This is a genomic window from Collinsella sp. WCA1-178-WT-3 (M1), assembly GCF_009696325.1.
In the GTDB taxonomy this organism is placed as follows: Bacteria; Actinomycetota; Coriobacteriia; order Coriobacteriales; family Coriobacteriaceae; genus Collinsella.
On the sequence record NZ_VUME01000007.1, the window covers coordinates 1 to 24,803 of the forward strand.

The following is a 24,803-nucleotide window of genomic DNA, read 5'->3' on the forward strand; positions in this document are numbered from 1 at the left end:
CCGTCGACCACGGCCGAGGCGGCGGCGACCTTCTGCTCGTATGTGTACCTGGTCTGCTTGCCGTCCATGGATAGCAGCACCTCGCTTCCGAACGACCGGTATACGTAGAGCCATTGTCTCACGGTGTTGCGCGGGACCGACAGCGCCTTCGCCGCCGACTCGAAGCCGTGCCCTCGCTCGAAGAGCCCGATCGCCGCCTTCCTGGCCTCGATGTCGTGTTTCACTCTCAAGTCGACACGCATAAAAAGCCTCCCATTTCTCGTGTCCAAGAAATGGGAGGCAGTTCAAACACGGGACGGCCGCCGCTTGCGTTTTATCAAATGGTGCAATGGGGTCAGGTTCACATGCACCAAGTTGGTGCAAAGCAACCTGTCCCCATGCAACAAGGGGTTGACTAGAGCTCGCAGGCGACCTTGTAGCCATCGCCGATGGCGTCGCGAATGTTGCCGCACTTGTTGGCATCGCCCAGCACGTGAGTGGTAACGCCGGCTGCCGCCAGGTCGTCGGCCAGCTTGGTATTGGGACGATAGCCCATAGCAAGCACCAGCGTATCGGCACCGGCGATGGTGTGGACCTCGCCGTCCTTCTCGTAGCTGATAGTGTCCTCGGTAATCTCGGTCACCTTGGCCTCGGTCAGCACGTGAACGCCCTTTGAGAGCATGCGCGTGATGAGCACCGCGCGACCGGCACCACCCTCGTTGGCGGCGAGCGTCTTGGTCATCTCGATGACGGTGACGTCGCGGTTGGCCGGCGACAGGTCGTTGACCAACGGGGCCAGGTAATCGGCCGTCTCGCAGCCAACGGTGCCGCCACCCACGATGACGATCTTCTTGCCCGGGAAAGCCTTGCCGCCCAACAGGTCGTCAGCCGTCATAACCTGCTTAAAGCCCTGCATGAAGGCCGGGGCGATAGGCTCGGCGCCATAGGCCAGGACGACCTCGTAGCCGGCGTAGTCACGCTGAATGTCCTCGGCAGTAAGCTCGGTGCCAAAGACGCACTTTACGCCGGCCTCGGCCAGGCGACGGTACTGATACTTGATCACGCGGGTGAGTTCCTGCTTTGCCGGCGGAACGGCTGCGATGCGCATCTCGCCGCCCGGCTCGTCCTGCTTATCCACGAGCACCACGTTATGACCGCGCTTGGCGGCAATGTAGGCTGCCTCCATGCCCGCGGGACCGGCGCCCACAACCAGTACGTTCTTGGCCTCGGCGGCGGGCTCGTAGCCAGCCTCGTCGCGCTCCACGTCCGGGTTGACGGTGCAGGAGATGCGCTTGCCAAACATAATGCCGTTCAGGCAACGCAGGCAACCGATGCAGGGACGGATCTCGTCGGCGTTGCCAGCGGCTGCCTTGTTGCAGAACTCGGCATCGCACAGATTGGCGCGGCCCATCATACAGATGTCGGCAGCGCCGTCCTCAATCAGCTCCTCGGCGATCCAGGCCTCGTTAATGCGTCCGACGGTGGCGACGGGAATGTTGACGTGCTTTTTGATCTCGCGCGAGCAGGCGGCGTGCGAGGCCTGCTGGGTACCGGCGGCGGGAATCGCGGAGCCACGCTTGATGGTGGTGCCGCCCGACACGTGAATCATGTCGACGCCGGCCTTTTCCAGGCGACGCGAGACGTAGATCATGTCGTTGAGGGTCAGGCCGCCATCGGTGTACTCATCGCCCGAGATGCGGACGTCGATGATAAAGTCCTTGCCGCAGCGCTCGCGAATCTCGGCGATGACCTCGAGCAAGAAGCGCATACGGGCGTCGAGCGAGCCGCCGTACTCGTCGGTACGCTTGTTGTAGAGCGGGGTCAAAAAGCCGCCGAGCATGCCGTGGGCGTGTGCCGCATGGACCTCGACGCCATCGACACCGGCCTTCTGCATACGTACGGCAGCGTCGCCAAACTGATGCGTGAGCTCGTGGATCTCATCGACCGTGATAGGACGCGGTGCCTCGCGGGCATAGGACGGGCCCACAAAGGACGGAGCGATCAGGCGCGGCGTGCCCGGAACGTTAAAGGCCATGTAGGCGGGGTGGAAGAGCTGCGGCATGATCTTGCAGCCATACTCGTGGACGGCCGCGGCGAGCTTTTCCCAGCCGGGGATAAACGTGTCGTCGTAGCAGCACATGTCACCCGGCAGATAGGTATAGGTAGGCTCAACCGTCACGACCTCGGTAATGATGAGGCCCACGCCGCCCTTGGCGCGGGCACGGTAATGATCGACCAAGTCGTCGGTCACATAGCCGTGATCGGCTAGGTTGGTAGATACCGGCGGCATAAAGACGCGGTTCTTGACCTCGGTCGTACCGACCTTGATCGGGCTAAAGAGCATCGGGTAGGCACAGGACTCCATACAGGCTTCCTTTCGTTTAATCCGCTCGGCGGCAGTTGCTAACACACCTATCGTATCAGCAACTGCCGTATCCGCAGTCATACATGCCCAAACGCCGGTCGGCTAATGAATACCGCGGCCCAAGTCTTCGGCGATTTTGTCCACGCCCTTAAGTGCGGCACACGTCTTTTTGTTGGAGCAATGCCCCGTGCAAACGCCACCCTGAGCACAGTCGGCGCAGGTGCCCTTGCGGTAGATGCGCACGCATACCGCGACAAACGCAATACCGATAACAGCCAGAACAACAATATCGATAGGTGCCATAGCAAGCCTCCTCTAGTTAACTATCACTTACTTTACCCCATTTTCCACCTGCCAAAAAGGGACAGGTTTATTTTGGTCGGTTTTATCTGCGGAAACGCCACATCTTACTTCTGGAGCAAAGCAATCTGTCCCCCATTACGCCAAAAAGCCCGAGTGTCGCTGGGACACCCGGGCTCGTGGAAAGGGGCCAATCCTTATTCGGACTTAAGCGGAAACTGCGGCGGAAGCAGTGTTGGTCTCGTCCTCGTCGGTCCATGCATGCGCAGGGATAGGGCGAAAGATCTGGAAGAGCATCGCAACCAGCAGAACGATGGCCACAATCGTCCAGATACCAAACTGTCCCAACACAAACAGGTTGTAGAACTGGTTGATGAACAGGCCGATCACCCAAGCGAAGACGCACTCGTAACCGATGGCAATCGCGGTCCACTTGCCGGACTCCATCTGGTTGCGGATAGTGCCCATGGCGGCAAAACACGGAGCGCACAGCAGGTTGAACGCGCCAAAGGCAACGCAAGCGCCCATGGTGGGGAACATACCGGCAAACGCAGTCCACAGGCTCGGGTCGGTCTCGGCGGCGTCAGCCACGGACAGCAGCGAGCCGGCGGTGGCGACGACGTTCTCCTTAGCCACAAGGCCCGAGACGGTCAGCGCAGTTGCCTGCCAGGTGCTAAAGCCGAGCGGAGCGAAGATCCAAGCGACCAGGTTACCGAGCATGGCAAGCACGGAGTAGTCCATGAACTCCTCGGGGATGCCGTCCATTGCAGGCAGGAAGCCAAAGGAACCGTTGTAGCTTCCAAAGTTGGAGAGGAACCAAACAACGACGGTGGATGCGAAGATAACCGTGCCGGCCTTCTTGATAAAGGCCCAGCAGCGCTCCCACACGTGCAGTGCCCAAGAGCGGATCGCCGGGAAGTGGTAGGCAGGAAGCTCCATAACGAACGGCGTCGGGCGACCGGCGAAGAGCTTGGTCTTCTTGAGCATAAGGCCCGAGGCGATGACGGCGAAGACGCCCAGGAAGTAGAAGAGCGGGCTGATCCACGCGGCGGTGGTGGAAGAATCGCCGATGATGGAACCCATGAGCAGGGCGATGATCGGCAGCTTGGCGCCACAGGGAATAAACGTGGTGGTCATGACCGTCATGCGGCGGTCCTTCTCGTTCTCGATGGTCTTGGTGGCCATGACGCCGGGGACGCCACAGCCCGAGGACACGAGCATGGGGATAAAGGACTTACCGGACAGGCCAAAGCGGCGGAACACGCGGTCCATGATAAAGGCAACGCGGGCCATATAGCCGCAATCCTCCAGGAAGGACAGCATGACGAACAGCAGGAACATCTGCGGCACAAAGCCAAAGATGGCGCCCAAACCGCCGACGATGCCGTCGCAGACCAGCGAATCGACCAGGCCGCCGTCCTCGGTGCCACCCGCCACAAGGGCATCGTGCACCACGGTGGTGATACCCGGGACATAGGGGCCGTACTGCGCCGGGTCAACCGAGTCGGCATCGTCGCCCGCAGCCTCGACGGCTGCATCGTAGGCGTCGCGGCCCTGACCGAGCACATACCAACCGTCGGTGCCAAAGAGCTGGTCGTTGGTGAAGTCGGTCACCGTGCCACCTAAGGTGGAAACGGCGATGTAGTACACGCAGAACATGATGACCACAAAGATCGGCAGGCCCAGGATACGGTTGGTAACCACACGGTCGATCTTCTCGGAGGTGCTCATCTTGGCCGGAGCCTTGGTGAGGCACTCGTCGATGATGTGCGCGATGACGCCATAGCGCTCACCGGTGATGATGGACTCGGCGTCGTCATCACAGTCCTGCTCGCACTGGGCGACCAGCTCTTCCACGCGAGCGGCCTTCTCCTTGGTGAGGTTGATGAGCTTGCAGGCGTCCGCATCACGCTCGAACAGCTTAACCGCGTAGTAGCGACGCTTGTTGGCGGGAACGCTCGCCGGCAGGTTGTTTTCGATGTGGTCCAGAACGTCCTCGATGGAGGAATCGAACTTGTGCTCCGGCACCTGGCCCTTGGAAGCAGCGGACTTCTTAACCTGCTCGAACAGTTCCTTAATACCCTTGTTCTTAAGGGCCGAAATCATCATGACCGGGCAGCCGAGCTTCTTGGAGAGCTTGTCCGTGTCGATCTTGTCGCCGTTCTTCTCGACCAAGTCGGCCATGTTAAGGGCAACGACCACGGGTAGGCCGGTCTCGATAACCTGAAGCGCCAGGTACAGGTTGCGCTCGAGGTTGGTGGCGTCGACCACCTGGACGACCACATCGGGCTCGCCGCTCATGAGGTAATCGCGCGAGCATTGCTCCTCGGGGCTGTAGGGGGAAAGCGAGTAGATGCCGGGGAGGTCCGTGATGGTAACGTTCTTGTCGCTCAGGAGCTTGGCCTCCTTTTTCTCAACCGTGACGCCGGGCCAGTTGCCAACGTAGCCGTTGGCGCCGGTGATCAGGTTGAAAAGCGTGGTCTTGCCGCAGTTGGGGTTACCCGCCAGCGCGACATGGATCTGAGAATCCGCCATTCAATCCTTCTTCCTTGTTTGCCCGCGCTGCTTTCTCCGCGCAGGATGGATAATGTGCTTCAAAGTTACTGCATTAAGTTAGAAATATCTAACTTAATCTGCAGAAATATACGTCGTGGGCCCTTACTGGACCTCGACGACGGCCGCCTCCTCCTTGCGGATGGAAAGCTCGTAGCCGCGCACGTTGATCTCGACCGGATCACCGAGCGGTGCAACCTTCACGACCTTAAACGAAGTGCCCTTGATGAGCCCCAGGTCCATAAGGTGGCGGCGAAGCGCGCCCTCACCGTGAAGCTTGACGATGGTAGAGCTCTCGCCCACCTTAACGTCACCCAACGTCTTCATCCTCTTGTCCCCCTTTCGGTTTTTATGAAATGCTGCGGATTAACCGACGGTCATGATGTGCATGGCAACCTTGGAATCGATGCCAAAGCGTGCGCCCAGCACCGTGACGATGATATTGGCGCCACTCGAGCTCACCACGTGGATCTCGCTGCCCTCGATAAAGCCGAGGTCCTTGAGACGGTGCTTTATGTCCTCATCGCCCTTTACACGAGAAACGTGCACGGTTTCGCCCGCTTTTACCATCGAAAGCGGCATGGCCGGCATCTGCGGTCCGCAAGACATGAGTGAGCTCCTAACATCGGTTCGTCCTCAACATCGACGCGATAAAAGTTAACCGCGTCTATGTTCGAACTAGTAAACTAACACGCGGTTAACTTTTTGGAAAGAATCTCTATTCAGTTTTCGAAAAAGTTTCCCATATTAAACAAAGGCACCGCAAAGACGGTCTCTTTGCGGTGCCTTGTCATACCAATGTATGCAACAGAGGGGACTCTCCCTTTTTCACATTGTTACGCTTAGAGCGAGAGGTTTCTGATCGACGTGACGCACGAGGCCTCATCCGCGCCCGAAACACGAAAGACAACGCTCTCGCCGCACTCACCATAGAGGGCCATGAGTCCCATGATATCGCGGCCATCCGTGTGGCGATCGCCGATGCTGACCGACACGTCACTACGATGCTTGGCGATAATGTCATAGAGAAGCGCAACCGGGCGGGCATGTAGTCCCAACGGATCTTTAATCGTCTTTGTAAACTCGACCATGTCCCCTCCCGCAGCATCGCACATTTGGCCGGCCAGACCCAGCCACGTGGTAGTTATTGTAGCGTTAGATGCTTGTCGAGAGCGGGACGGAAACCACATCCCACTTCGAGTGTCAACGATGGGACACAGTTTCCGCCAGAAGGCTCAACCGGAAACTGTGCCCCATTATTTTGCCGAATTCTGGGCCGCGCTTTCCCAGAGGACCCCCTTTGGGAAAGCGCGGCCCATTCTGGACGCAGATTCCGGGACGCACTTTCCGCGACGTCCGGTCACCCTATGCCCTCGCAACGCCCGCGCATAAAAAACGAGGGAAGGCACGCGTCCTTCCCTCGTTAGAGACAATATGCAGCCGCTCGCCTACATCAAGCGCAGGCTGACGTCCTTGAGCTGGGCGCCGGAAACGGCACTCGGGGCGCCCGACATAAGGTCGGAGCCGCTAGCCGTCTTGGGGAACGCCATGACGTCGCGGATGGAGTCGGAACCGGTGAGCAGCATGCACACGCGGTCCAGACCCAGGGCAAAACCGCCCATCGGGGGCGCACCAAACTTGAGGGCCTCCATGAGGAAGCCAAACTGCGACTCGGCGCGCTCCTCGGTAAAGCCCAGGAGCTTGAGCATGGACATCTGCATCTCGGCGTTATGGATGCGCATGCCACCGCCGCCGGCCTCAAAACCGTCCATGACAAAGTCGTAGGTGCAGGAACCGGCAGCCAACGGGTCGGCCTCGATCTTGGCGATGTCGGTCTCGGTCGGCAGAGTGAACGGCTGGTGCTCGGCTGCATAGGCCTTGCGGTCCTCATCCCAGTGGAACAGCGGGAAGTTGACAACCCACAGGAAGTCGTGACCCTCGCGTTTGATCTCGAGTGCGTTGGCCATGTGAGAGCGCATGCCGCCCAGGATCTCGTCAGAGAGCAGGCGCGGGCCGGCGGCGAACATCACGAGGTCGCCAGGCTCGACGTTCATGCGCTCGCGCAGAGCCGCCATCTCCTCGTCCGAGAAGAACTTGACGATGGGGCTGTTGATGGAGCCGTCCTCGCGGAAAGCGATCCAGGCCAGACCCTTGGCGCCAAACGTGGAGGCCACGCCGGCGAGCTTATCGATCTTGGCACGTGCCCAGGCACCGGCGCCCTTGGCGTTGATGGCCTTGACGACAGAGCCCTCCTCGTTTGCGGCAGTCGCAAAGACCTTGAACTTGGAGTTGGCAAAGATGTCGGTCAGATCGACCAGATGCATGCCATAGCGGGTATCGGGCTTGTCGGAGCCATAGGTGTCCATGGCCTCCCAGTAGTCCATGCGACGCAGCGGCGTGGGCATCTCGACACCCATGCGACCGAAAGCATCGGCCAGGACCTCTTCGAGTGCGCTCATGACGTCGTTCTGGTCCACGAAGGACATCTCGATATCGACCTGGGTGAACTCGGGCTGACGGTCGGCACGCAAGTCCTCGTCGCGGAAGCACTTGGCAACCTGGTAGTAGCGCTCGACGCCACCGACCATGAGCAGCTGCTTTAGGAGCTGCGGGGACTGCGGCAGGGCGTAGAAGTTGCCCGGCTGGATACGGCTGGGAACGATGAAGTCTCGAGCGCCCTCGGGCGTGGACTTGAACAGGGAGGGCGTCTCGACCTCCATGAACTCACGGTTGTGCAGCGCCTCGCGAATGGCAAAGGTGAAGTCGGAGCGCAGCTTGAGGTTGGCCATCATCTCGGGACGACGGAGGTCCAGATAGCGATAGCGAAGGCGGGTGTCCTCGCTGGTCTCGATGCCGTCCTCGATCTGGAACGGCGGGGTAACGGACGTGTTGAGCACCTCGGCGTGGTCGGTCAGGACCTCGACCTCTCCGGTCGCGAGCTTGGCGTTGGTGGTTTCCTCGCCACGGGCGCGCACGACGCCGTGAATCTTGATGGGCCACTCGGGACGCATGGTCTCGGCGATCTTAAAGGCATCGCCGTCGGAGTGCTCGGGGTCGAAGGTGAGCTGCGTGATGCCCTCGCGGTCGCGAAGGTCGCAGAAGATAAGGCCGCCGTGGTCGCGGCGACGGCTCACCCAACCGGTGAGGGTGACCTCTTCGCCCACGTTCTCGCGGCGAAGCTCGCCGCAGGTATGGGTGTGCATGGAATGCTCGTCGATGGGACGGGTCTGGCTCATACCAGTGATCCTCCTTTATGGATCTGTGCCGCCCCGTGTCGTTCCGGGCGGCGTCGTACAGATTTGCCCAGCCTGCGTAAACCGCGCAGCCGGACATGGCGTTCTATCTTATCGCACCCGCGTCGATGTACCGCGAAAAAGTGGCTCCCGCTCAAAGACTTGACGGAGACGAAACAATTGGCGCACCGCACTGCCCGCCCGCGCTTGTCACGTGCGACAATGTGCCTACAATACAACCGCACTCGGAAAGGCCCACCATGACTGCACGCCTCATCGTTATGGATATCGATTCCACGCTCATCAACCAGGAGGTCATCGACCTGTTGGGCGAGGAGGCAGGCGTGGGCGGGCAAGTTGCGCGGATCACCGAGCGCGCCATGCGCGGCGAGCTCGACTTTAAGCAGGCGCTCGAGGAGCGCGTGGGGCTGCTTGCCGGCCTGGACGAGAGCGTTTTCGAGCGCACCTTTGAGCGCGTGACGTTTACCCCCGGCGCACTGGAGCTTGTGCGCTCGGCGCACAGCAAGGGCTGGAAGGTCGGCGTGGTAAGCGGCGGCTTCCACGAGGTCGCCGACAAGATCGTAGCTGCCGCGGGCATCGATTTTTGCCTGGCCAACCGCCTGGAGGTCGTAGACGGCAAGCTCACGGGCAAGCTGGCGGCAGACATTGTGACCAAGGAATCCAAGCTCATCCAGCTACTGGATTGGGCGGTTGAGTGCGGTGTCGATATGGCCCATACCGTGGCGATCGGCGACGGCGCCAACGACATCCCCATGATTCAGGCCGCGGGCACGGGCATCGCATTTTGCGCCAAGCCCAAGACGCACGAAGCCGCTCCGTTTGCCATCGACGAGCGCAACCTGATGCTCGCCATGGACATCATCCTGCGTGACTAGCCGATCCATCTAGCAACAGAATCAAATCCCCTATATCTAGTTTCCGAACAATTTTGTCTTAGTGTTCGGAAACATACCCTTTGAGTGCTAGACTTTGCGCCGTCGAAGGGAAGATATATGGATAAGCGAGATCTTGAGCAGTTACTGAGCGATGTTGCCGACGGAGCAGTCACCCCGGCAGTCGCCCTTACGCGCATCCAAACGGCGCCAACCGCCGATCTGGGTTTTGCGCAGCTCGATCTTTCGCGCGGGGTGCGCCAGGGGGCCGGTGAGGTTGTCTACGGCGCCGGTAAAACCGCCGAGCAGATTGCCGCCATTATCAAAGCGCTGCGCGATGCCGGTCAGGAGCGCACCCTGGTTACGCGCCTGGATGCCGAAAAAGCAGCCCGCACCTCGGAGCTTCTCGACAACGGGATCGACCTGGGATATGTCCCGAACGCCCAGCTCGCCCTCGTGGGCGGTAAGCCCTCCCCTACCGGTAACGGACGCATCGTTGTCGCCTGCGCCGGCACGAGCGACTTGCCCGTGGCCGAAGAAGCCGCGTTGACGGCCGAGTTCTACGGCAACGAGGTCGACCGCCTCTACGACGTAGGTGTCGCCGGCCTGCACCGTCTGCTCGCGCATGCCGAGGAACTTGCCCAGGCACAAGTGGTCATCGCCATCGCCGGCATGGAGGGCGCGCTGGCGAGCGTTATCGGCGGTCTGGTAAGCTGTCCGGTCATCGCCGTTCCCACCAGCGTGGGCTACGGCGCGAGCTTTGGTGGCGTAGCCGCACTGCTCGCCATGCTCAACTCCTGCGCCAGCGGCGTTTCGGTCGTCAATATCGACAATGGCTTTGGTGCCGCCTACCAGGCAAGTCTTATCAATCATCTGAGCGCCGGAACACCCTGCGCCCGTTAAGGAGCATTCCATGTCCAACCATCAGCATACGCTTATCATCGACGGCACCTCGGGCATCAGCGGCGATATGACCGTCGCGGCCCTGCTCGACCTGGGCGCCAGCGAGGAGCACCTGCGCGAACAGCTCGCCACGCTGCCGGTCGACGGCTTTACGATCGCCGTCACGCGTGCAAACAAGCATGGTATCGACGCCTGCGACTTTGACGTTCATTTGGCAGAGGAGCTCGAGAACCACGACCACGATATGGCCTGGCTCTTTGGCAACGAAGCAGCTGCCGAGCACACGCACGAGCATGAGCACCATCATGACCATGGCGGGCATGAACACGAACACTGCCACGAGCATACGCACGAGCATGACCATGAGGCCCACGGCCATGACCACGAGGACCATCACCACGCCCACCACCATCACCACCGTTCTTTGGCGGACGTCACCGCCATCATCGACGGCTCACAGCTAAGCGATGGCGCCAAGCGTCGCGCGCTCGCCATCTTTACCGCACTCGCTGCTGCCGAGGCCAAAGCTCACGGCAAAACGCCCGACACCGTCATGTTCCACGAGGTGGGCGCTGTCGACTCCATCGTCGACGTCTGCTCTGTCGCCATCTGCCTCGACGACCTGGGCATTGAGGATGTTGTGGTCGAGTCGCTCTCCGAGGGCCACGGAACCATCCGCTGCGCCCACGGCCTCATGCCCATTCCCGTCCCCGCTGTCGTCAACCTGTGCCAGGCAGGCAATATCGCCCTCACGCCTGCACCGGTCGCCGGCGAGCTCGTGACGCCAACGGGCGCCGCCATCGTCACCGCGCTGCGCACGTCCGACCAACTGCCCTCACGCTACCACATCGAAGCCGTCGGCTACGGCGCCGGCAAACGCCCCTACGAGGGTTGCTCCGGCACGCTCCGCTGTCTGCTCGTTCACGCGGACGCATAGCCATGGATGCCCGCAAGGCAAAAAGCCGCGCTGCCATCGTTGCGGCGTTCTCCGAGCTCCTGCGCGAAGAGGACTACGGCAAGATTACCGTCGGCGACATCATCGCTCGCGCCCATGTGGGTCGGGCAACGTTCTACGGCCTCTTTAAGAGCAAAGATGACCTGCTCGCTGAGTTCGTGTGCGATATCTGCACCCATGCTCTCGACGATGACGGCACACCCCTCAATGACCCGCTCGTACAGGTCGAACATATCCTCAACAACCTCTGGGATCGTCGTCAGGGCGTACGCGCCCTCGTAGCCGGCGCCGGCTCGCGCGTCTTCGCCGACTGTCTCCGCAAGACCATCATGTCGCGCGCAGCCGAAACCGTCCCTGTCGACCCCGCAGGCCCCGCCAGCACCATGGATCGCAACTTCCTCCTCCACCACATAGCCTCAAGCTTCGTAGCCACCGTCCAATGGTGGGCCTGGCACAACTTCCAAGCAGATAAGGCCGACGTAGCCAAAGACTACCTCTCAGCCATAAAACCCCTCTTCACCTAAGTAAGAGGCTCATCCCAGAGCGTTGCCCCAACCCAAGGCGCCACGCATCCCAACGTGTCACTCGCACTTCAACGCCCCCCAACAGCAACAAGCCCCTCCCATCCAAATTCAGAAATATGTTGGGTTGCTTGTACGAACGCAACAAAGACCCTGCAGCTGGCCGCATGGGGTAACTTCCCAGCGCATTCCGCAGGACGAAAGAACCCCCGCCGCACGAAGTGTGAACTGCCTCCCATTTCTTGGACATGAGAAATGGGAGGCTTTTTATGCGTGTCGACTTGAGGGTGAAGCACGACATCGTGGCCAGGAAGGCGGCGATCGGGCTCTTCGAGCGAGGCCACGGCTCCGAGTCGGCGGCGAAGGCGCTGTCAGTCCCGCGCGACACCGTGAGACAATGGCTCTACGTATACCGGTCGTTCGGAAGCGAGGTGCTGCTATCCATGGACGGCAAGCAGGCCAGGTACACATACGAGCAGAAGGTCGCCGCAGCCTCCGCCGTGGTCGACGGCGGCATGACGAAGGCCGAGGCGATGGCGGCGTTCGGCATAATGTCGATGTCGCCGCTCAAGAGATGGTGCGCGCTCTACCGCCGGGGCGGCGCGGAGGCCCTGCGCCCGAGGCCCAAGGGCCGGCCGAGCGGTTCCAAGGCGAGGCCGCGGACCCGCGAGGAGGAGCTCGAGGAGCGCTGCCGAAGGCTCGAGACCGAGGTGGCCTACCTAAAAAAATTGCGTGCCCTGGTCGAGAGGGACGGGCTCTGACCAGGGCGAAGGTCGAGGCCGTGAGGGTCCTGCGCGAAGAGGGGCACGGGCTGGGGCGCCTGCTGGAATGCGCCGGCATGGCCCGGTCCAGCTACTACTACGCGCTGTCGCACCCGAAGGCCCCCACCAGGCCCGAGCTCTGGGAGGCCGCCGCCGAGATATTCTCGCGCACCGCCAACGGGTGCGGCCACAGGCAGATCGCCATGTGCCTGCGCGCCGAACGGGGCGTGCGCATAGCCGACAAGACGGCGCTCAAGATGATGCACGAGATGGGCATCAGCTGCGGGATCCGCCGCGAGACCGATTACCACAGGTACAACTCCTACAGGGGCAAGGTCGGAAAGACCTTCGAAAACGTCATCGGCAGGGACTTCGAAGCCGACGGGCCCTGGCAGAAGATGGGCACCGACGTCACCGAGTTCAAGCAGCCCTGGGGCAAGGCCTACTTCGCGCCGGTCTACGACTTCGGCAGCAAGGAGATCGTCGCCTGGTCCACGTCGCTGCACCCCAACATGGCTCAGCAGCACGAGCTGCTCGACCAGCTCGTGTCCAAGAAGCCCAAGGGCTCCAGGCCGGTCCTGCACTCGGACATGGGCTGGCAGTACCAGCAGGCCGGTTGGTGCAGGCGGTTGGAGGAGGCCGGCGTGGTGCAGAGCATGTCCCGGAAGGGCAACTGCATCGACAACGGCGCGACGGAGCAGGTGTTCGGCCACATCAAGGACGAGTTCTTCCGCGGAAGGACGTGGCCGGACTTCGAGTCCTTCAAGGCGGACCTCGACGACTTCGTGGTCCATTGGAACACGAGGAGGCGCCAGGTTAAACTGAAGGGACTGACCCCGGAGGAGTTCCGGAGACAGTCCCTTGCGGCGTAGTTCTTATTTAAGCCGTCCAAGTTTTGGGGTGCAGTTCAGTGTGCAGCGGGGGTTCTTTCATGTCCGAGGACGCGCTGGGAAGTTACCCCATGCGGCCAGCGGACAACTATGTGGCCTTGGACTAGAACATGCCCAAGAAACCGTGCACAAACAGCGCGGCCAGAGCGGCACCGATAAACGGAGCGATGCCAGGAACGAGCAGGCCGTACTTCCAGTTGTTGTCAGCCTTGTTCTTGATCGGCAGCACCTGATAGGCCATGCGAGGACCAAGGTCGCGTGCCTGGTTCATGGCGAAGCCGGTGATGCCACCCATGCCCATGCCAACAGCCCAAACGATCAGGCCGACGCAGATAGCGAGCATCAGAACGTTCTCGCCGGCGCGGCTAGCGACAGCAAGGATGGCGCTGATGAACACAAAGGTGCAGATAGCCTCACAGAAGAAGTTGCGAGCATAGTTCGTGCCCTCGGTGGTGGGGTTGGTCGAGAAGATGTTGCGCTGGGCAATGGGGTCGACGACGCCCTCGGAAGCCTTGAACTCATCGGCATACATAAACCAAGCGATTACGGCGCCCACAAAGCCGCCGAGCATATCGGCAATCATGAAGGGGATGCAGCTGCTCCACGGCACCAGACCGACGATGCACTGGGCAAGCACCATAGCCGGGTTCATGCACACGGCGCCGCCAAAGACAAACAGGCAGACCGAGATGCCAAAAGACCAGGTGGTGATGGCAAACATGTGGCCGGAGCCCTGATACTTGGTGCCCTTAAGCACGGTATCGCAGTGTACGCCCACGCCAAAGATGATCATGAGGGCCGTTGCACCGAATTCGCAGAGGAGTTTGGTAAGCATAAAACCTTATCTTTCTTGTCGGTTACAAACGATTCGTTTAGGCCGCGCGCTAGTGCTGAGCGACGACAACGCCCAGGCCATCGGGAATGACGGCTACCTTGGCATCGGCACCCTTCATTTCAAAGGCGAGCTTGAGCGCCTCCTCGAGGGTGTTGACCGGCGTCATATGCATATCCTTGAGCATCTGGTGATCGCACAGGTCGGTGACCATGATCACAGGGTGATGCGCCAGGATGCGGGCAAAGATCTGGCTCGTCCACTGGTCGGGCAGGGTCTCCTCCTTAGGACGGTCGATGCAGGCGCGCTCAAACTCTGCCGGATCGTTGTCAGCGATGTTGTGATAGAAGCCCTCGCCACCGTGACCGTCGGCGCAACCGGCGACATCGATGATCACGCCGCCCTCGGGAAGTGTGGCCTCGGCAGCGCACATGCCCTTCACGGCCTGATAGACGTTCTGATCGAGCGGATAGCCACCGTTGGTGGTGATGGCAATCTCGCACTCGACGGGCTCAACGCCGGCAAGGCTCTTCACGAACTCGCAGCCGGCCTCGTGCGCCTTGTGAATGTCGCCGGCAAAGGAGCCGATGACCTCGTGCTTGCCGTTGAGCACCACGTTGAGCACAAAGGCAAGGTGAGCCATCTCGGCAGCGGCAAACATGTCCTCGCTCACGTGGTTGTGGCACAGGTTGCCGGCGCGCGAATGGGAATCGTTCACAAACTGGCCGTTGTGGTTGTACATGATGGTCTTATAGCTGGCGATGCCGGGCAGCACGGACTTGCGGCTGCCAGAAAAACCGGCAAAGAAGTGCGGCTCAATGAAGCCCTCGGCAAGCAGTAGATCGCAATCGGCGGCAATCTTGTTGATGATGCACTCGCCACCAGAAGGCAGAGTGCCGATCTTTTCCATCATGCTGTCGTCGGTCGCGACGTGCATGACAATTTCCTCGTTGGCAACGATCTCCTCGCCATACTTGTTGACGAGTTCCTCGTGTGTCGATGGACGATGCATACCCGTAGCAACCAGAATGCGAACGCGCGCCTCAGGCGCAGCGGAGTGGATGTGATGCAGCAGAATAGGCATCGTCACACGCGAGGGAACGGGGCGCGTATGGTCGGAGCTAATGATGACAATATCCTTCTTGCCAGCGCAAAGCTCCTCGAGCGAAGGCGATCCATAAGGGTTGGCAAGCGACTCCTCTACCAGCTCTTCCTGCGATTTTGCAGTCTTAAACTCGTTTTGATGACCTTCCATCACACCCGCGAAGTTCTTATCCTCGAGCTCCAGATGCAATGTCTTGTGGTCAAACGGCAGTTCACATTCAAACAATGACGAGCGCCCTCTTCCTTTCAACTGACACACTAGATAAACCGTTGGAAGGATACGCCGCTCACCGAAAAACACCACCGTCCACCGAGTCGTTAACAAAACGTTCATATTTGACCCACAACAAAACGGCCGCGATCCCAAGAGGGACCGCGGCCTCCTGTCAAAGAAGCTATAGGCAGGGTGGATTACGCAGCGCCGAGGCAAACATCAATCCTGTGGCATGCGCGTGTAAGCTATCTTGCATAAATAGGTCAATATACTGCATAGAATGACGCATTGGGTTTCGAACCGCAACATGGTAGCCCCCTCCGGAGCGTGCATTTTTGCGAGTATTCAGCATCGCAAGATAAGATTTTGGTGTCAAAAGTCTTTCAAAAGGTAGATCGTCCTCATGACTCGTCCCATCTGGATAACATGCGGCGAGAAACCAGCCATATATGAGCATCGCCAAGGCCCAATTGTCTTGCAAAATCATCAACAAAGGCAGCGAGGGCCGGCTATGGCCTTATGCATCGATCTTTGGCTGCTGAAAACTCCGTTTTTTGCACGTCGCCCCAGGCACCACCCTCACCCAGCGGCCTTCCGCCGAAGCTGGACATCGCAGGGCCCGCCATATGTTTACTTTTAGGCACACTCCGCAGGACGCAAGAAGCCCTCGCCGCACTCCACGCTAAGCGCGAAGCGCGCCATTCTTCTCCTCAGCTTTAATTCCAGAGGACCGAGGACGAAGGGGCCCGACGGGTTTCCCTCTGAATGCATTCCGCAGCACGAAGCCCCCTTATCCGCAGCTCCGAAGGAGCAGGATAAGGGGGCTTCAAGTGCGAGGACGCATTCAGAGGGAAACCCGTCGGGCCCCGGTGAGAGCCACAGGGCTATCGATTACCCCGTGTTCTGCAGACCTGCCGAGACGCCGGTCACAGTCGAAAGAATCAGGCTCATGTACTCGGCCTTCTTCTCCTCGGCCATCTCGTCCTGGTTCATACGCACCTCGCGAAGGGCGCGGACCTGGGCGATGGACAGGGCGTCGACGTAGGGGTTACGCACGCGAACGGCACAGCCGAGCACGCGACGACGCTGCAGCGGCCACTCGTCACCAACGATGGCAAGGACCCACTTACGGGTGAGCTGCATCTCGGTAAAGACCTTCTTGGACAGATCATCGCGGTCGCCCAGATGCAGATACATCTTGGCAATGCGCTGATCGGTCTTAGCAATCGACATCTCAATGTTGTCGATAAAGGTGCGGAAGAACGGCCACTCCTGGTAGGCAGCCTTGAGCTGGTCAAGATCGCCCAGCTGCTCGCAGGCGGTGCCCAGGCCGTACCAAGCGGCCAGGTTAATGCGTGCCTGGCTCCAGCTGAAAATCCACGGAATGGTACGCAGGTCGTCGAGCGACTTGGCACCCAAGCCGCGCTTGGCGGGACGCGAGCCAATCGGCAGCAGACCGACCTCGGTCAGCGGCGTCACAGTCGAGAACCACGGTGCAAAGTCCTCGGTGTTCAGCAGGTCCAGATAGCGCTCGTGGCTTGCGGCGTTGAGTTTCTCGGCCATATCCCAGAACTTCTGCGTGGTCTCGGTGTTGGTCTTCTCGACGCTCGGGGCCGACTGCAAAAGCGTTGCGGCGGCAACGGACTCAACATGACGCTGAGCCAGCGTGCGGTTGCCGTAACGGGCAAAGATAACCTCACCCTGCTCGGTGAGCTTAAAGAAACAGTTGACCGAACCCTTGGGCTGCGCCAGTACGGCCTTGTTGGCCGGGCCGCCACCACGGCCCACGGCGCCGCCGCGACCGTGCATGAGCACCAGGTCGATATCGTTCTTCTCGGCCCACTTGGCGATGCGCTCCTGCGCGGAGTGCAGCGCAAGCATGGCCGTGGTAGGACCGGCATCCTTGGAGGAGTCGGAGTAGCCCAGCATAACCTCCATGCGGCGGTTGGTCTGGGCAAGACGCTTCTGCACCACGGGCAGCGTAAGCATCTGGTCGAGCACGTCAACACAGCCCTCGAGGTCCTCGAGCTGCTCGAACAGCGGGATCACGTCGAGCTCGGGAACGTCCTCCTCGTGTGCGAAGGACAGGTGGGCCAGCTCAAAGACGTCGGCCACATGCTGGGCACTCTTGGTAAACGAGATGATGTAGCGGTGTGCCATCTTCTTGCCGTAGCGCTTTTGGATGGAGCCGATAGCGCGGAAGGTGTCGATGACCTCGCGCGTCATGGGCTGCAGGTCGCCATGGATACCGTTTTCGTGGATATCCTTGAGGGCGCGGGCATGCACCACGGAGTGCTGACGGAACTCCATCTCGACCATATGGAAGCCGAAGGACTCGACCTGCCAGATGATGGTCTGCACCGGGCCGTAGGCGGCACGGACGGCACCGCAGGCAGCCAGCGAACGCTGGACGACGCGCAGGTCATCTAGGAACTCGTCGGCGCTGTGATACATGGTGTCGGTGATACGACGTACGGTGGCGTTCAGACGGTCGGCCATGACGAGCATGACGGCGCGATGCGGCTCGTGCTCGGAGATAAGCTCGGCGCGGGCCGTGTAATGGGCACTCATCTCGACCTGATGGTTCCACAGGTTGATGAGCTCGGCAGACGGCTTGCTGTAGGTGGCCTCGAGCGTGAGGTTGCGGCCGATGCGGCGGCACTTGTCCTCGAGCTTGAGCACCATGTGGGTGAAGTACTTGGCGGCGACCTCACGGCTCACCTTGGCGGTGACGTTGGGGTTACCGTCGCGGTCGGAACCGATCCAGCTGCCGGGATGGAAGAACGCCGGGCACAGCGGCGGCACGGTACCGGCCTTGTCACCCAGCACCCAGTCGTCAAAGCGACGATAGATGACGGGGATGACGTCGAACAGCGTGTTATCGAAGATGTCGATGATGGTATCGGCTTCCTCGACCGGCGTGGGCTTCTTGAGCGCGATGGGGCTCGTACGCACCAGGGCGTCGATCTCCTGCAGCATATGGCGCTCGTTCTCCACCAGGTCGGAGCCGCCCAGACGCGGACGCTCCTCCAGCAGGTTAGAGATACGGCGAATCTTGCCCTCGACGGCCTTGCGACGGGCCTCGGTGGGATGCGCGGTAAAGACGGGATGGAACTCAAGCTTGCCGAGCAGCTCGTTGGCGCCCTCGACACCCATCTCATCCACCAGCTGGTGATAGGCGACGGTGAGTTCGTTGGCGGGATCGACCTCGGTATCGGTCGATGCGCCGGCCTCACGCTCGCGCAGCTGCTTCACACGGTAGTTCTCCTCCGACAGGTTTGCCAGATGGAAGAAGCTCGTAAAGGCGCGGACGATAACCTGCTGCTTATCGAGCGGCAGGCTGTCGATCAAATCGACGACCTCGCGAAACGCCACAGCAGTGGGCTCGTCGGCGGTGGGCACGCCCTGCTCGTCGACGGCCTCGTCGGCGGCACGGCTACCGGGGTTGCCGGCATTGGCCACGATCTCGGCCGACAGAATCTTGTCGAACAGGTCCGCGATCTCGGGATCATACTCGCTAAGCACACGGCGCTCCAGGCGCAGGAACAGCGCAAGGTTGTCGCGCAGCTCCTCGGGAATCTCAATCTCGGCGAGACGCTCCCTGGACTCGGCATTCGAGCCGATTCGGTTAACGAGGCGGTTGACCACGGCAGCGACGCGCGCCGCGGCTTCGGGTACAGACTGGTTGCTTAGGTTCTCAGCCACGTTTCCTCCCATTCCTCCTTCTATGCACGTAACATGCGGTATTCATTATAGGCACTTGAGAAATACTTTCGACACTGATTGCGCTTTACCACACAAAAGTATTTTCTGCATTGCAAGGCTTTTTGCCCCAAATGGTCGTATTTCTCGGTGGGCGGCATATGCAAACGGGGACATTCCGCATAAAAGCGAAACACCCCCGTAACAATCGTTCGCCGCGAGCGGGACGCGTTAGCGGACCCGCAGCTCAAAATGATGCCCTACAGGCGCTCGCGAACCGCCTCGACAACGTTGGACAAATCGACCAGCACCTCGTCATGGCTCTGCATGTCGCGCACCTTGACCTTGCCGGCGGCAAGCTCGTCGCCGCCCAAGACCAAAATGAGCTTGGCGCCCACCTTGTCGGCCTGCTTAAACTGAGCCTTGAGCGAACGACCCTGATAGTCTGCCTCGGTCACGATGCCTGCGGCGCGAAGCTTCTGCGTAATGGCAAAAACGTTCTGACGCAGTTCCTTGCCGGCGTTGGCAACGTAGACACACGGAGCCTCATCGGCACCCAGGTCGCTGCCAAAGGCCTGCAGGGCCAGCAGGGCGCGCTCAAAACCGACGGCGAAGCCGACACCGGCCGTGGGCTTGCCGCCCTCGAGCTCGACCAGGCCGTCGTAGCGGCCGCCGCCACCGATGGAGCCGACGCCGGCGCCGGGGGCCTCGACCTCAAAGACGGTACGGGTGTAGTAGTCCAGGCCGCGCACCAGGGTGGGGTCCTCGACATACTCGATGCCGGCGGCATCCAGATAGCGCTTGACCTGCTCGTAGTGCTCGCGGCACTCGTCGCACAGGTTGTCGCCCATCAGCGGGGCCTCGGCCATGATCTCGCGGCAATGGTCGTTCTTGCAGTCGAAGGCGCGCAGCGGGTTGAGCTCGGCGCGCTCGCGGCACTCATCGCACATCTCGTCGGCGTGATCGAGAATGAACTGCTTGACCTGCTCGCGATAGGCCGGACGGCACTGGGCATCACCCATCGAGTTAATGAGCAGACGGAGCTTGGAAAGGTCGAAGCCCAGACGCTTGTAGAACTCCATGAGCATAATGATGCACTCGGCGTCCGCAGCCGGATCGGGAGCACCGAGCCACTCGATGCCCACCTGATGGAACTGACGCAGGCGGCCCTTCTGGGGGCGCTCGCCGCGGAACATGGCCTCGGCATAGTAGGCCTTAAACGGCGTGGAGCCCTGGGGCACCAGGTTGTTCTCCACGACGGCGCGCACCACGCCGGCAGTGCCCTCGGGACGAAGCGCCAAGCGCTGTTTGGGCTTGAGCTTGGCATCGGTGCCCTCGGTAAAGACACGCTCCAGGTTGGCGCCGCTAAACACGCGGAACATCTCCTTGCGCACGACATCGGTCGACTGGCCGATGCCGTGGACAAACACGTCCACCTGCTCGATCGCGGGCGTCTCGATGGGCTTAAAGCCAAACGGCTCGAACACGCCGGCAGCAATCCGCTGCATCTTTTGCCAGGCGCGCATCTCGGCGCCGATAAGGTCGCGGGTTCCCTCCGCCTTCTGTGCCTGCATGGGCAAACACCTTTCTTTTAGTATCGCGTCATAGGTAGTGGTCATTATACGGCACAAAAACAAAACGCGGCGACGCGTCTGACCGAACGAGGGTATGGGGGCTCGTTCGGCCAGACGTGCCGCCGCTGCAGCCGATCCGCTTTCCTCCGCCCCCTTCGAATCACACGATCTGTTGGGGACAGAGGAAAACGGATCATTTTGTATACCCGTGGCCGCCTTGGAAACCGAATGATGGTACGAGCATCCATTCGGCTTCCAAGGCGGCCACGGACAGAACACGGGGCGAACAGAAAAGAGCGACGGACGTCTATTCCCCCGCCACGCTCGCACGCAGCTTAGCGGCGATGGGCTCGGATGCCAGCAGGAATACGAGCATGACCACAGAACACACCAGGCACACGATCCAGGTGCTCGCAAAGGAGCCCGTGGCATCGAACAGCACGCCCGAGACAATGGCACCCACGGTGCCGCCGACCATCTCGAGCGAGGTAATGGTGCCCGTGACCTTGCCCAGATCGGCCATGCCAAACTGCTTGGACGCGGCGATAGTGGGCGTGATGGTGCCCATGCACGTTCCGACACCAAAGCTCACGGCAGCCACAATGGGACCAAGATCGGTCGCGGGGAAGCACAGGGCGACGCAGGCGATAATGCACGCAACGGATCCCAACACGTTGCCAAAACGTAGGCCAAAGCGATCGTAAATGACGCCGAGCGAAATCTTGGCGATAACGACGGTGACCATATAGGCCGAAAGCACAGTGCCCGCCCACACGGGGTCGTGACCGCCCGTGACGATCTTGGCGCCGTTGACGGTAACGCTCGTCATGTTGGTGACCTGGTTGGGCAAGATGGCACCGTTAACGAGGCCCATAAAGAGAAAGGCGACGACAAGCAGCCAAAACGCTGGGCTCTTCTTGATGCGAGACCAACCGACGTTAACCTCGGGAGCCGTGTGCTCGTCCTTGTCGCCAGCTGTCGAGACGGACGGATCGCCCGGGTTCTCGCCGAGCGGCTTAAGGCCTATCTCAGAAGGCTTGGTGCGGAAGGAATAGGCCGTGATGGGCAGCGCCGCCACCATGCAGATAGCCGCGAGCACCAGGAAGGCGGAACGCCAGCCAACGCTCACGATAAGCGAGCTCACGGTGGGAGACAGAACAGCGCCTCCAAAGCCCGAGCCCGAAAGTGCTATGGAGATCGCAAGACCTCGCTTGGCCGTAAACCAGTTGGCGGTCACAAGGCTAATGAGCAGGCGGGTCGAGGCGACGGCAAAGCAGCCCGAGACGGCAAAGAGCACGTAGACCTGCCACAGCTCACCGACAAAGCTCATCCCGGCAAGAACGGCAGAGGTGGCGATAACGGTAAGGGAACCCAAGATGCGACCGCTCACTTTGTCGGCAACATGGCCAATGACAAGCGAGCCGACAACGCTCACCACGGTTGAGATGGCGTTGGAGATGTTGTACTGAGCAAGGGAAATGCCCAAGTCGCTCACGATAAGCGGCTGAAACAGGCTCATGCAGTTAACGAAAATCGTGTAACACGTGGCCATGATGACAAAGCCGGAGGCCACGACGAGCCAACCGGGGAAGAATTTATGCTGCTGGGACATGGATTACTCCTTGTGGTCGGCGATATAGCCCAGGGCGACCGCCGCATAAGCCGCGGCGCCGAGCGGCAACTCAGCATCGCTAAAGCGTGCCTTGGGATGGTGCTGGGCAAAGTGCTCGTCCGTATCGGTCACAGCCGCACCGAGCGTAAAGTACGCGCTCGGTATCTCGCTCGAGATAAGCGCAAAGTCCTCGCTCGCCATGGCATGGAACAGAGGCAGGAAGGCGACCTTGGGCAACGTCGCACCCACATAGCCAAGCGAAGCCTGGGTCATATCGTCATCGAGCACGAGCGGGGGAACATCCGAGAGCGTCTCGATAGTCGCCGGCGTACGATAAGTCGTGGCAACGCCTTTGACGACCTCCGCGATGCGGGTCTTGAGGTGCTCCATGAGCTCAACGTCAAAGCCGCGCAATGTTCCCTCGAGCACGCAGGTGTCGGGAATCACATTGGCCGCTTGGCCACCGGCAAACTTACCCACGGTGAGCGCGACCTCCTTGGCCGCCGGCACCTCGCGAGCGATAAGCTCCTGGAGCGCCAGGTGCACATGCACGCCTGCCGTGATGGGGTCGATGCAGATCTCGGGGCTCGAACCGTGGCCGCCCTTGCCCTGCAGCGTAATGCGGAAACCGTACACGCCCGAAAGCGCCGGGCTGCCGTAGAGCACCAGGCCAAGCGGCGACTGGCTGTTGACATGCATGGCAAAAGCCGCCTGAGGACGCGGGTTCTCGAGCAAGCCGTCGGCGATGGCAGCACGTGCCCCCTCAAAGGTCTCCTCGCCCGGCTGGAACAACAGCTTGACGGTGGCATTGGCGTCGACAAGCGCGGCCTCGCGAGCCTTGAGCAGGCGCGCCGCACCAAGCAGCGCCGTCGCGTGCATATCGTGACCGCAAGCATGCATGCAGCCATTGGTAGATGCAAAGGGCTCGCCGGATTCCTCGACAACGGGCAGGGCATCCATGTCGCCGCGCAGCATAACGACCGTACCGGCCTGTTCGTCCGTGCAGACGCCATTGCCCTGGGCCGCGGCGGCACCGGCACCGACAAGGCCCACAACGCAGGAACCATCGACGAGCGTGGAAAATGGGATGTCCATCTCGTTCAGGCGCGCTTGGATATACGCAGAGGTCTGTGGGAGGTCGTTACCGAGTTCGGGCATCCGATGCAGATCGTGACGCCATGCGGCAAGCTCATCGGCAAAAGCCTGAGCCTCTTTGACCAGACCGTCGCCAATGGCGGCTTGCGCCGCCGCTGAGGTCTGAAGCGCTGGTTGTGGTTGGAAATCGGACAGAGCTGGTGCCATAGATGCCCTCCAGTAAAGTTTTAGCAGCAAGCACTTTCATACTCTAAAGTGCAGGGCATAACTTTAAAGGCGACGCATAAAAAACGCCGCCCCAGAGGGACGGCGCAACAGATTGTTTACAAACGCGCTCGCGGCTTTTTACGCAAAAAGCCAAAGTGCGTCTCGCTCAAGATAATCGACAGGAAGATGAGCGCAAAGCCGGCAAGCAAACGCGAGGTGAGCACCTCCCCCATCAGCAGCACCGAGAACAGCACGCCCGATGGCGACTCCATCGAAAGCAGTAGTGAGCCCGTCGAGGCCGGGACATGCGCCAAGCCCACGTTTTGGATGAGCAAACCCACGCATGTGCAGCCTACCGAGAGGAATGCCATCACGCCAATGAAGCTCGGCGTCCACACGGATAAAGGCGCCTGGGTCTCGAACGGCAGCGAAGAGATCAGGCACAGCACACCGTTGCCCGCAAACATCCAAAACGTAATGACGTTGATGTCCATCTTGCGACCGTACTTAGCGGCCACCGCCATCTGGATGGCAAAGAAGACCGCGCCGCCCAGCGTAATAACATCGCCGGCATTGAACTCGACGCTATCAAGCGCCACCAAGCCAATGCCCGCCAGACACAGCAACGCGGCGCCCAAGTTGTAACGGGTAAGTTTTTCGCCGCTTAGGACATAGCTCGCAAACGGAACCAAGATACAGTACGTGCCCGTCAAAAACGCGCTTTTGCCTGCCGTGGTCTGCGCCAGGCCAATCGTCTGCAAACCGTAGGCACCCCACATGAGCGCGCCCATGCCAAGTCCAACAATCAGATTTCGAGCGTTGAAATGGGCAACAATGCGCTTGTGGAAGACGGCAAGCATGACCAGCGACGCCGGAAGAAAGCGAATGTAGAGCAGCTCGAACACCGGAATGGTATCGAGCGCGTCCTTCATGGTGGTAAAGGAATAGCCCCAGATGACCGCTATCGAAAGCAGCAAGACCTTCCAGAACAGCGGCGAGCGCGCACCGGCACCGCGAGAGGCACCGCCGGCACCCAGGTCTTCGCGGGCTACAGGGCTATCGGGCATATTTTCGATTTCAATAACGGCATGATGGGCCATAGGGCATCCT

Annotated in this window: 21 protein-coding genes; 6 read left to right on the forward strand and 15 right to left on the reverse strand. The window is 60.6% G+C overall.

What is annotated here, in order from left to right:
• The 8 genes from FYJ40_RS05605 to aspS form a co-directional block, all read right to left on the reverse strand.
• On the reverse strand, nt 1-242 hold a 242-nt coding region (locus FYJ40_RS05605), incomplete at its 3' end, for a helix-turn-helix domain-containing protein (RefSeq protein WP_195838596.1).
• A gap of 152 nt (nt 243-394) precedes the next feature.
• Nucleotides 395-2,344 carry an NAD(P)/FAD-dependent oxidoreductase gene (locus FYJ40_RS05610; RefSeq protein WP_154517722.1) on the reverse strand — a complete coding sequence of 650 codons (1,950 nt, stop codon included), beginning with the start codon at nt 2,342-2,344 and terminating at the stop codon, nt 395-397.
• A gap of 102 nt (nt 2,345-2,446) precedes the next feature.
• Entirely contained in the window at nt 2,447-2,647 is a 201-nt protein-coding gene (locus FYJ40_RS05615; protein ID WP_117634210.1) for a hypothetical protein, read from the reverse strand.
• Nucleotides 2,648-2,851: 204 nt separating this feature from the next.
• On the reverse strand, nt 2,852-5,179 hold the full coding sequence (locus tag FYJ40_RS05620) for a ferrous iron transporter B (protein WP_154517719.1): 2,328 nt from the start codon (nt 5,177-5,179) through the stop codon (nt 2,852-2,854).
• A 123-nt stretch (nt 5,180-5,302) separates the two neighbouring features.
• A complete protein-coding gene (locus tag FYJ40_RS05625; RefSeq protein ID WP_006234774.1) occupies nt 5,303-5,524 on the reverse strand; it encodes a FeoA family protein in 222 nt (73 codons plus the stop codon).
• A gap of 39 nt (nt 5,525-5,563) precedes the next feature.
• Nucleotides 5,564-5,806 carry a FeoA family protein gene (locus FYJ40_RS05630; protein WP_229770688.1) on the reverse strand — a complete coding sequence of 81 codons (243 nt, stop codon included), beginning with the start codon at nt 5,804-5,806 and terminating at the stop codon, nt 5,564-5,566.
• Between the two features lie 233 nt (nt 5,807-6,039).
• A complete protein-coding gene (locus FYJ40_RS05635) occupies nt 6,040-6,288 on the reverse strand; it encodes an HPr family phosphocarrier protein (RefSeq protein ID WP_195838595.1) in 249 nt (82 codons plus the stop codon).
• A gap of 357 nt (nt 6,289-6,645) precedes the next feature.
• Nucleotides 6,646-8,433 (reverse strand): aspartate--tRNA ligase, encoded by a 1,788-nt coding sequence (gene aspS, locus FYJ40_RS05640; RefSeq protein ID WP_154517713.1) that lies wholly within the window; start codon nt 8,431-8,433, stop codon nt 6,646-6,648.
• 257 nt (nt 8,434-8,690) lie between these two features.
• Between aspS and serB the strand changes: the two genes are divergently transcribed.
• The 6 genes from serB (at nt 8,691) to FYJ40_RS05670 (ending at nt 13,335) form a co-directional block, all read left to right on the forward strand.
• Complete coding sequence (gene serB / locus FYJ40_RS05645) at nt 8,691-9,326, forward strand: phosphoserine phosphatase SerB (RefSeq protein ID WP_154517710.1); 636 nt, start codon at nt 8,691-8,693, stop codon at nt 9,324-9,326.
• 117 nt (nt 9,327-9,443) lie between these two features.
• Nucleotides 9,444-10,226, forward strand: coding sequence for a nickel pincer cofactor biosynthesis protein LarB (larB, locus tag FYJ40_RS05650; protein ID WP_154517707.1), 783 nt, complete (start codon nt 9,444-9,446; stop codon nt 10,224-10,226).
• Between the two features lie 10 nt (nt 10,227-10,236).
• The gene (locus FYJ40_RS05655) at nt 10,237-11,163 is read left to right on the forward strand and encodes a LarC family nickel insertion protein (protein ID WP_154517704.1); all 927 of its coding nucleotides are present in this window, start codon (nt 10,237-10,239) and stop codon (nt 11,161-11,163) included.
• A gap of 2 nt (nt 11,164-11,165) precedes the next feature.
• Nucleotides 11,166-11,705 carry a TetR/AcrR family transcriptional regulator gene (locus FYJ40_RS05660; protein WP_154517701.1) on the forward strand — a complete coding sequence of 180 codons (540 nt, stop codon included), beginning with the start codon at nt 11,166-11,168 and terminating at the stop codon, nt 11,703-11,705.
• 266 nt (nt 11,706-11,971) lie between these two features.
• Nucleotides 11,972-12,463, forward strand: a complete 492-nt coding sequence (locus tag FYJ40_RS05665) for a helix-turn-helix domain-containing protein (RefSeq protein ID WP_152068356.1) — start codon at nt 11,972-11,974, stop codon at nt 12,461-12,463.
• A gap of 20 nt (nt 12,464-12,483) precedes the next feature.
• Complete coding sequence (locus FYJ40_RS05670) at nt 12,484-13,335, forward strand: IS3 family transposase (protein ID WP_264297888.1); 852 nt, start codon at nt 12,484-12,486, stop codon at nt 13,333-13,335.
• Between the two features lie 121 nt (nt 13,336-13,456).
• Here FYJ40_RS05670 and larD read toward each other — a convergent pair whose 3' ends face one another.
• From larD to FYJ40_RS05705, 7 genes are all read right to left on the reverse strand, one after another.
• Nucleotides 13,457-14,188, reverse strand: a complete 732-nt coding sequence (larD, locus tag FYJ40_RS05675) for a D/L-lactic acid transporter LarD (protein ID WP_154517698.1) — start codon at nt 14,186-14,188, stop codon at nt 13,457-13,459.
• A 49-nt stretch (nt 14,189-14,237) separates the two neighbouring features.
• Nucleotides 14,238-15,515 (reverse strand): nickel-dependent lactate racemase, encoded by a 1,278-nt coding sequence (larA, locus tag FYJ40_RS05680; RefSeq protein ID WP_154517695.1) that lies wholly within the window; start codon nt 15,513-15,515, stop codon nt 14,238-14,240.
• 879 nt (nt 15,516-16,394) lie between these two features.
• Nucleotides 16,395-19,208, reverse strand: coding sequence for a phosphoenolpyruvate carboxylase (locus tag FYJ40_RS05685; RefSeq protein ID WP_370450652.1), 2,814 nt, complete (start codon nt 19,206-19,208; stop codon nt 16,395-16,397).
• Nucleotides 19,209-19,465: 257 nt separating this feature from the next.
• Nucleotides 19,466-20,779 carry a histidine--tRNA ligase gene (hisS, locus tag FYJ40_RS05690; RefSeq protein ID WP_154517690.1) on the reverse strand — a complete coding sequence of 438 codons (1,314 nt, stop codon included), beginning with the start codon at nt 20,777-20,779 and terminating at the stop codon, nt 19,466-19,468.
• A 307-nt stretch (nt 20,780-21,086) separates the two neighbouring features.
• Nucleotides 21,087-22,391 (reverse strand): MFS transporter, encoded by a 1,305-nt coding sequence (locus tag FYJ40_RS05695; protein WP_154517689.1) that lies wholly within the window; start codon nt 22,389-22,391, stop codon nt 21,087-21,089.
• Nucleotides 22,392-22,394: 3 nt separating this feature from the next.
• A complete protein-coding gene (locus tag FYJ40_RS05700) occupies nt 22,395-23,693 on the reverse strand; it encodes a M20 family metallopeptidase (RefSeq protein ID WP_154517688.1) in 1,299 nt (432 codons plus the stop codon).
• A gap of 116 nt (nt 23,694-23,809) precedes the next feature.
• Nucleotides 23,810-24,793 (reverse strand): DMT family transporter, encoded by a 984-nt coding sequence (locus tag FYJ40_RS05705; RefSeq protein ID WP_154517687.1) that lies wholly within the window; start codon nt 24,791-24,793, stop codon nt 23,810-23,812.
• Nucleotides 24,794-24,803: the final 10 nt, after the last annotated feature.

Excerpts from the sequence above, each read along its gene's own strand:
- FYJ40_RS05610 (WP_154517722.1), bottom strand. The coding sequence starts at position 2,344 with ATGGAGTCCTGTGCCTACCCGATGCTCTTTAGCCCGATCAAGGTCGGT.
- FYJ40_RS05615 (WP_117634210.1), bottom strand. The coding sequence starts at position 2,647 with ATGGCACCTATCGATATTGTTGTTCTGGCTGTTATCGGTATTGCGTTT.
- FYJ40_RS05620 (WP_154517719.1), bottom strand. The coding sequence starts at position 5,179 with ATGGCGGATTCTCAGATCCATGTCGCGCTGGCGGGTAACCCCAACTGC.
- FYJ40_RS05625 (WP_006234774.1), bottom strand. The coding sequence starts at position 5,524 with ATGAAGACGTTGGGTGACGTTAAGGTGGGCGAGAGCTCTACCATCGTC.
- FYJ40_RS05630 (WP_229770688.1), bottom strand. The coding sequence starts at position 5,806 with ATGTCTTGCGGACCGCAGATGCCGGCCATGCCGCTTTCGATGGTAAAA.
- FYJ40_RS05635 (WP_195838595.1), bottom strand. The coding sequence starts at position 6,288 with ATGGTCGAGTTTACAAAGACGATTAAAGATCCGTTGGGACTACATGCC.
- aspS (WP_154517713.1), bottom strand. The coding sequence starts at position 8,433 with ATGAGCCAGACCCGTCCCATCGACGAGCATTCCATGCACACCCATACC.
- serB (WP_154517710.1), top strand. The coding sequence starts at position 8,691 with ATGACTGCACGCCTCATCGTTATGGATATCGATTCCACGCTCATCAAC.
- larB (WP_154517707.1), top strand. The coding sequence starts at position 9,444 with ATGGATAAGCGAGATCTTGAGCAGTTACTGAGCGATGTTGCCGACGGA.
- FYJ40_RS05655 (WP_154517704.1), top strand. The coding sequence starts at position 10,237 with ATGTCCAACCATCAGCATACGCTTATCATCGACGGCACCTCGGGCATC.
- FYJ40_RS05660 (WP_154517701.1), top strand. The coding sequence starts at position 11,166 with ATGGATGCCCGCAAGGCAAAAAGCCGCGCTGCCATCGTTGCGGCGTTC.
- FYJ40_RS05665 (WP_152068356.1), top strand. The coding sequence starts at position 11,972 with ATGCGTGTCGACTTGAGGGTGAAGCACGACATCGTGGCCAGGAAGGCG.
- larD (WP_154517698.1), bottom strand. The coding sequence starts at position 14,188 with ATGCTTACCAAACTCCTCTGCGAATTCGGTGCAACGGCCCTCATGATC.
- hisS (WP_154517690.1), bottom strand. The coding sequence starts at position 20,779 with ATGCAGGCACAGAAGGCGGAGGGAACCCGCGACCTTATCGGCGCCGAG.
- FYJ40_RS05695 (WP_154517689.1), bottom strand. The coding sequence starts at position 22,391 with ATGTCCCAGCAGCATAAATTCTTCCCCGGTTGGCTCGTCGTGGCCTCC.
- FYJ40_RS05700 (WP_154517688.1), bottom strand. The coding sequence starts at position 23,693 with ATGGCACCAGCTCTGTCCGATTTCCAACCACAACCAGCGCTTCAGACC.
- FYJ40_RS05705 (WP_154517687.1), bottom strand. The coding sequence starts at position 24,793 with ATGGCCCATCATGCCGTTATTGAAATCGAAAATATGCCCGATAGCCCT.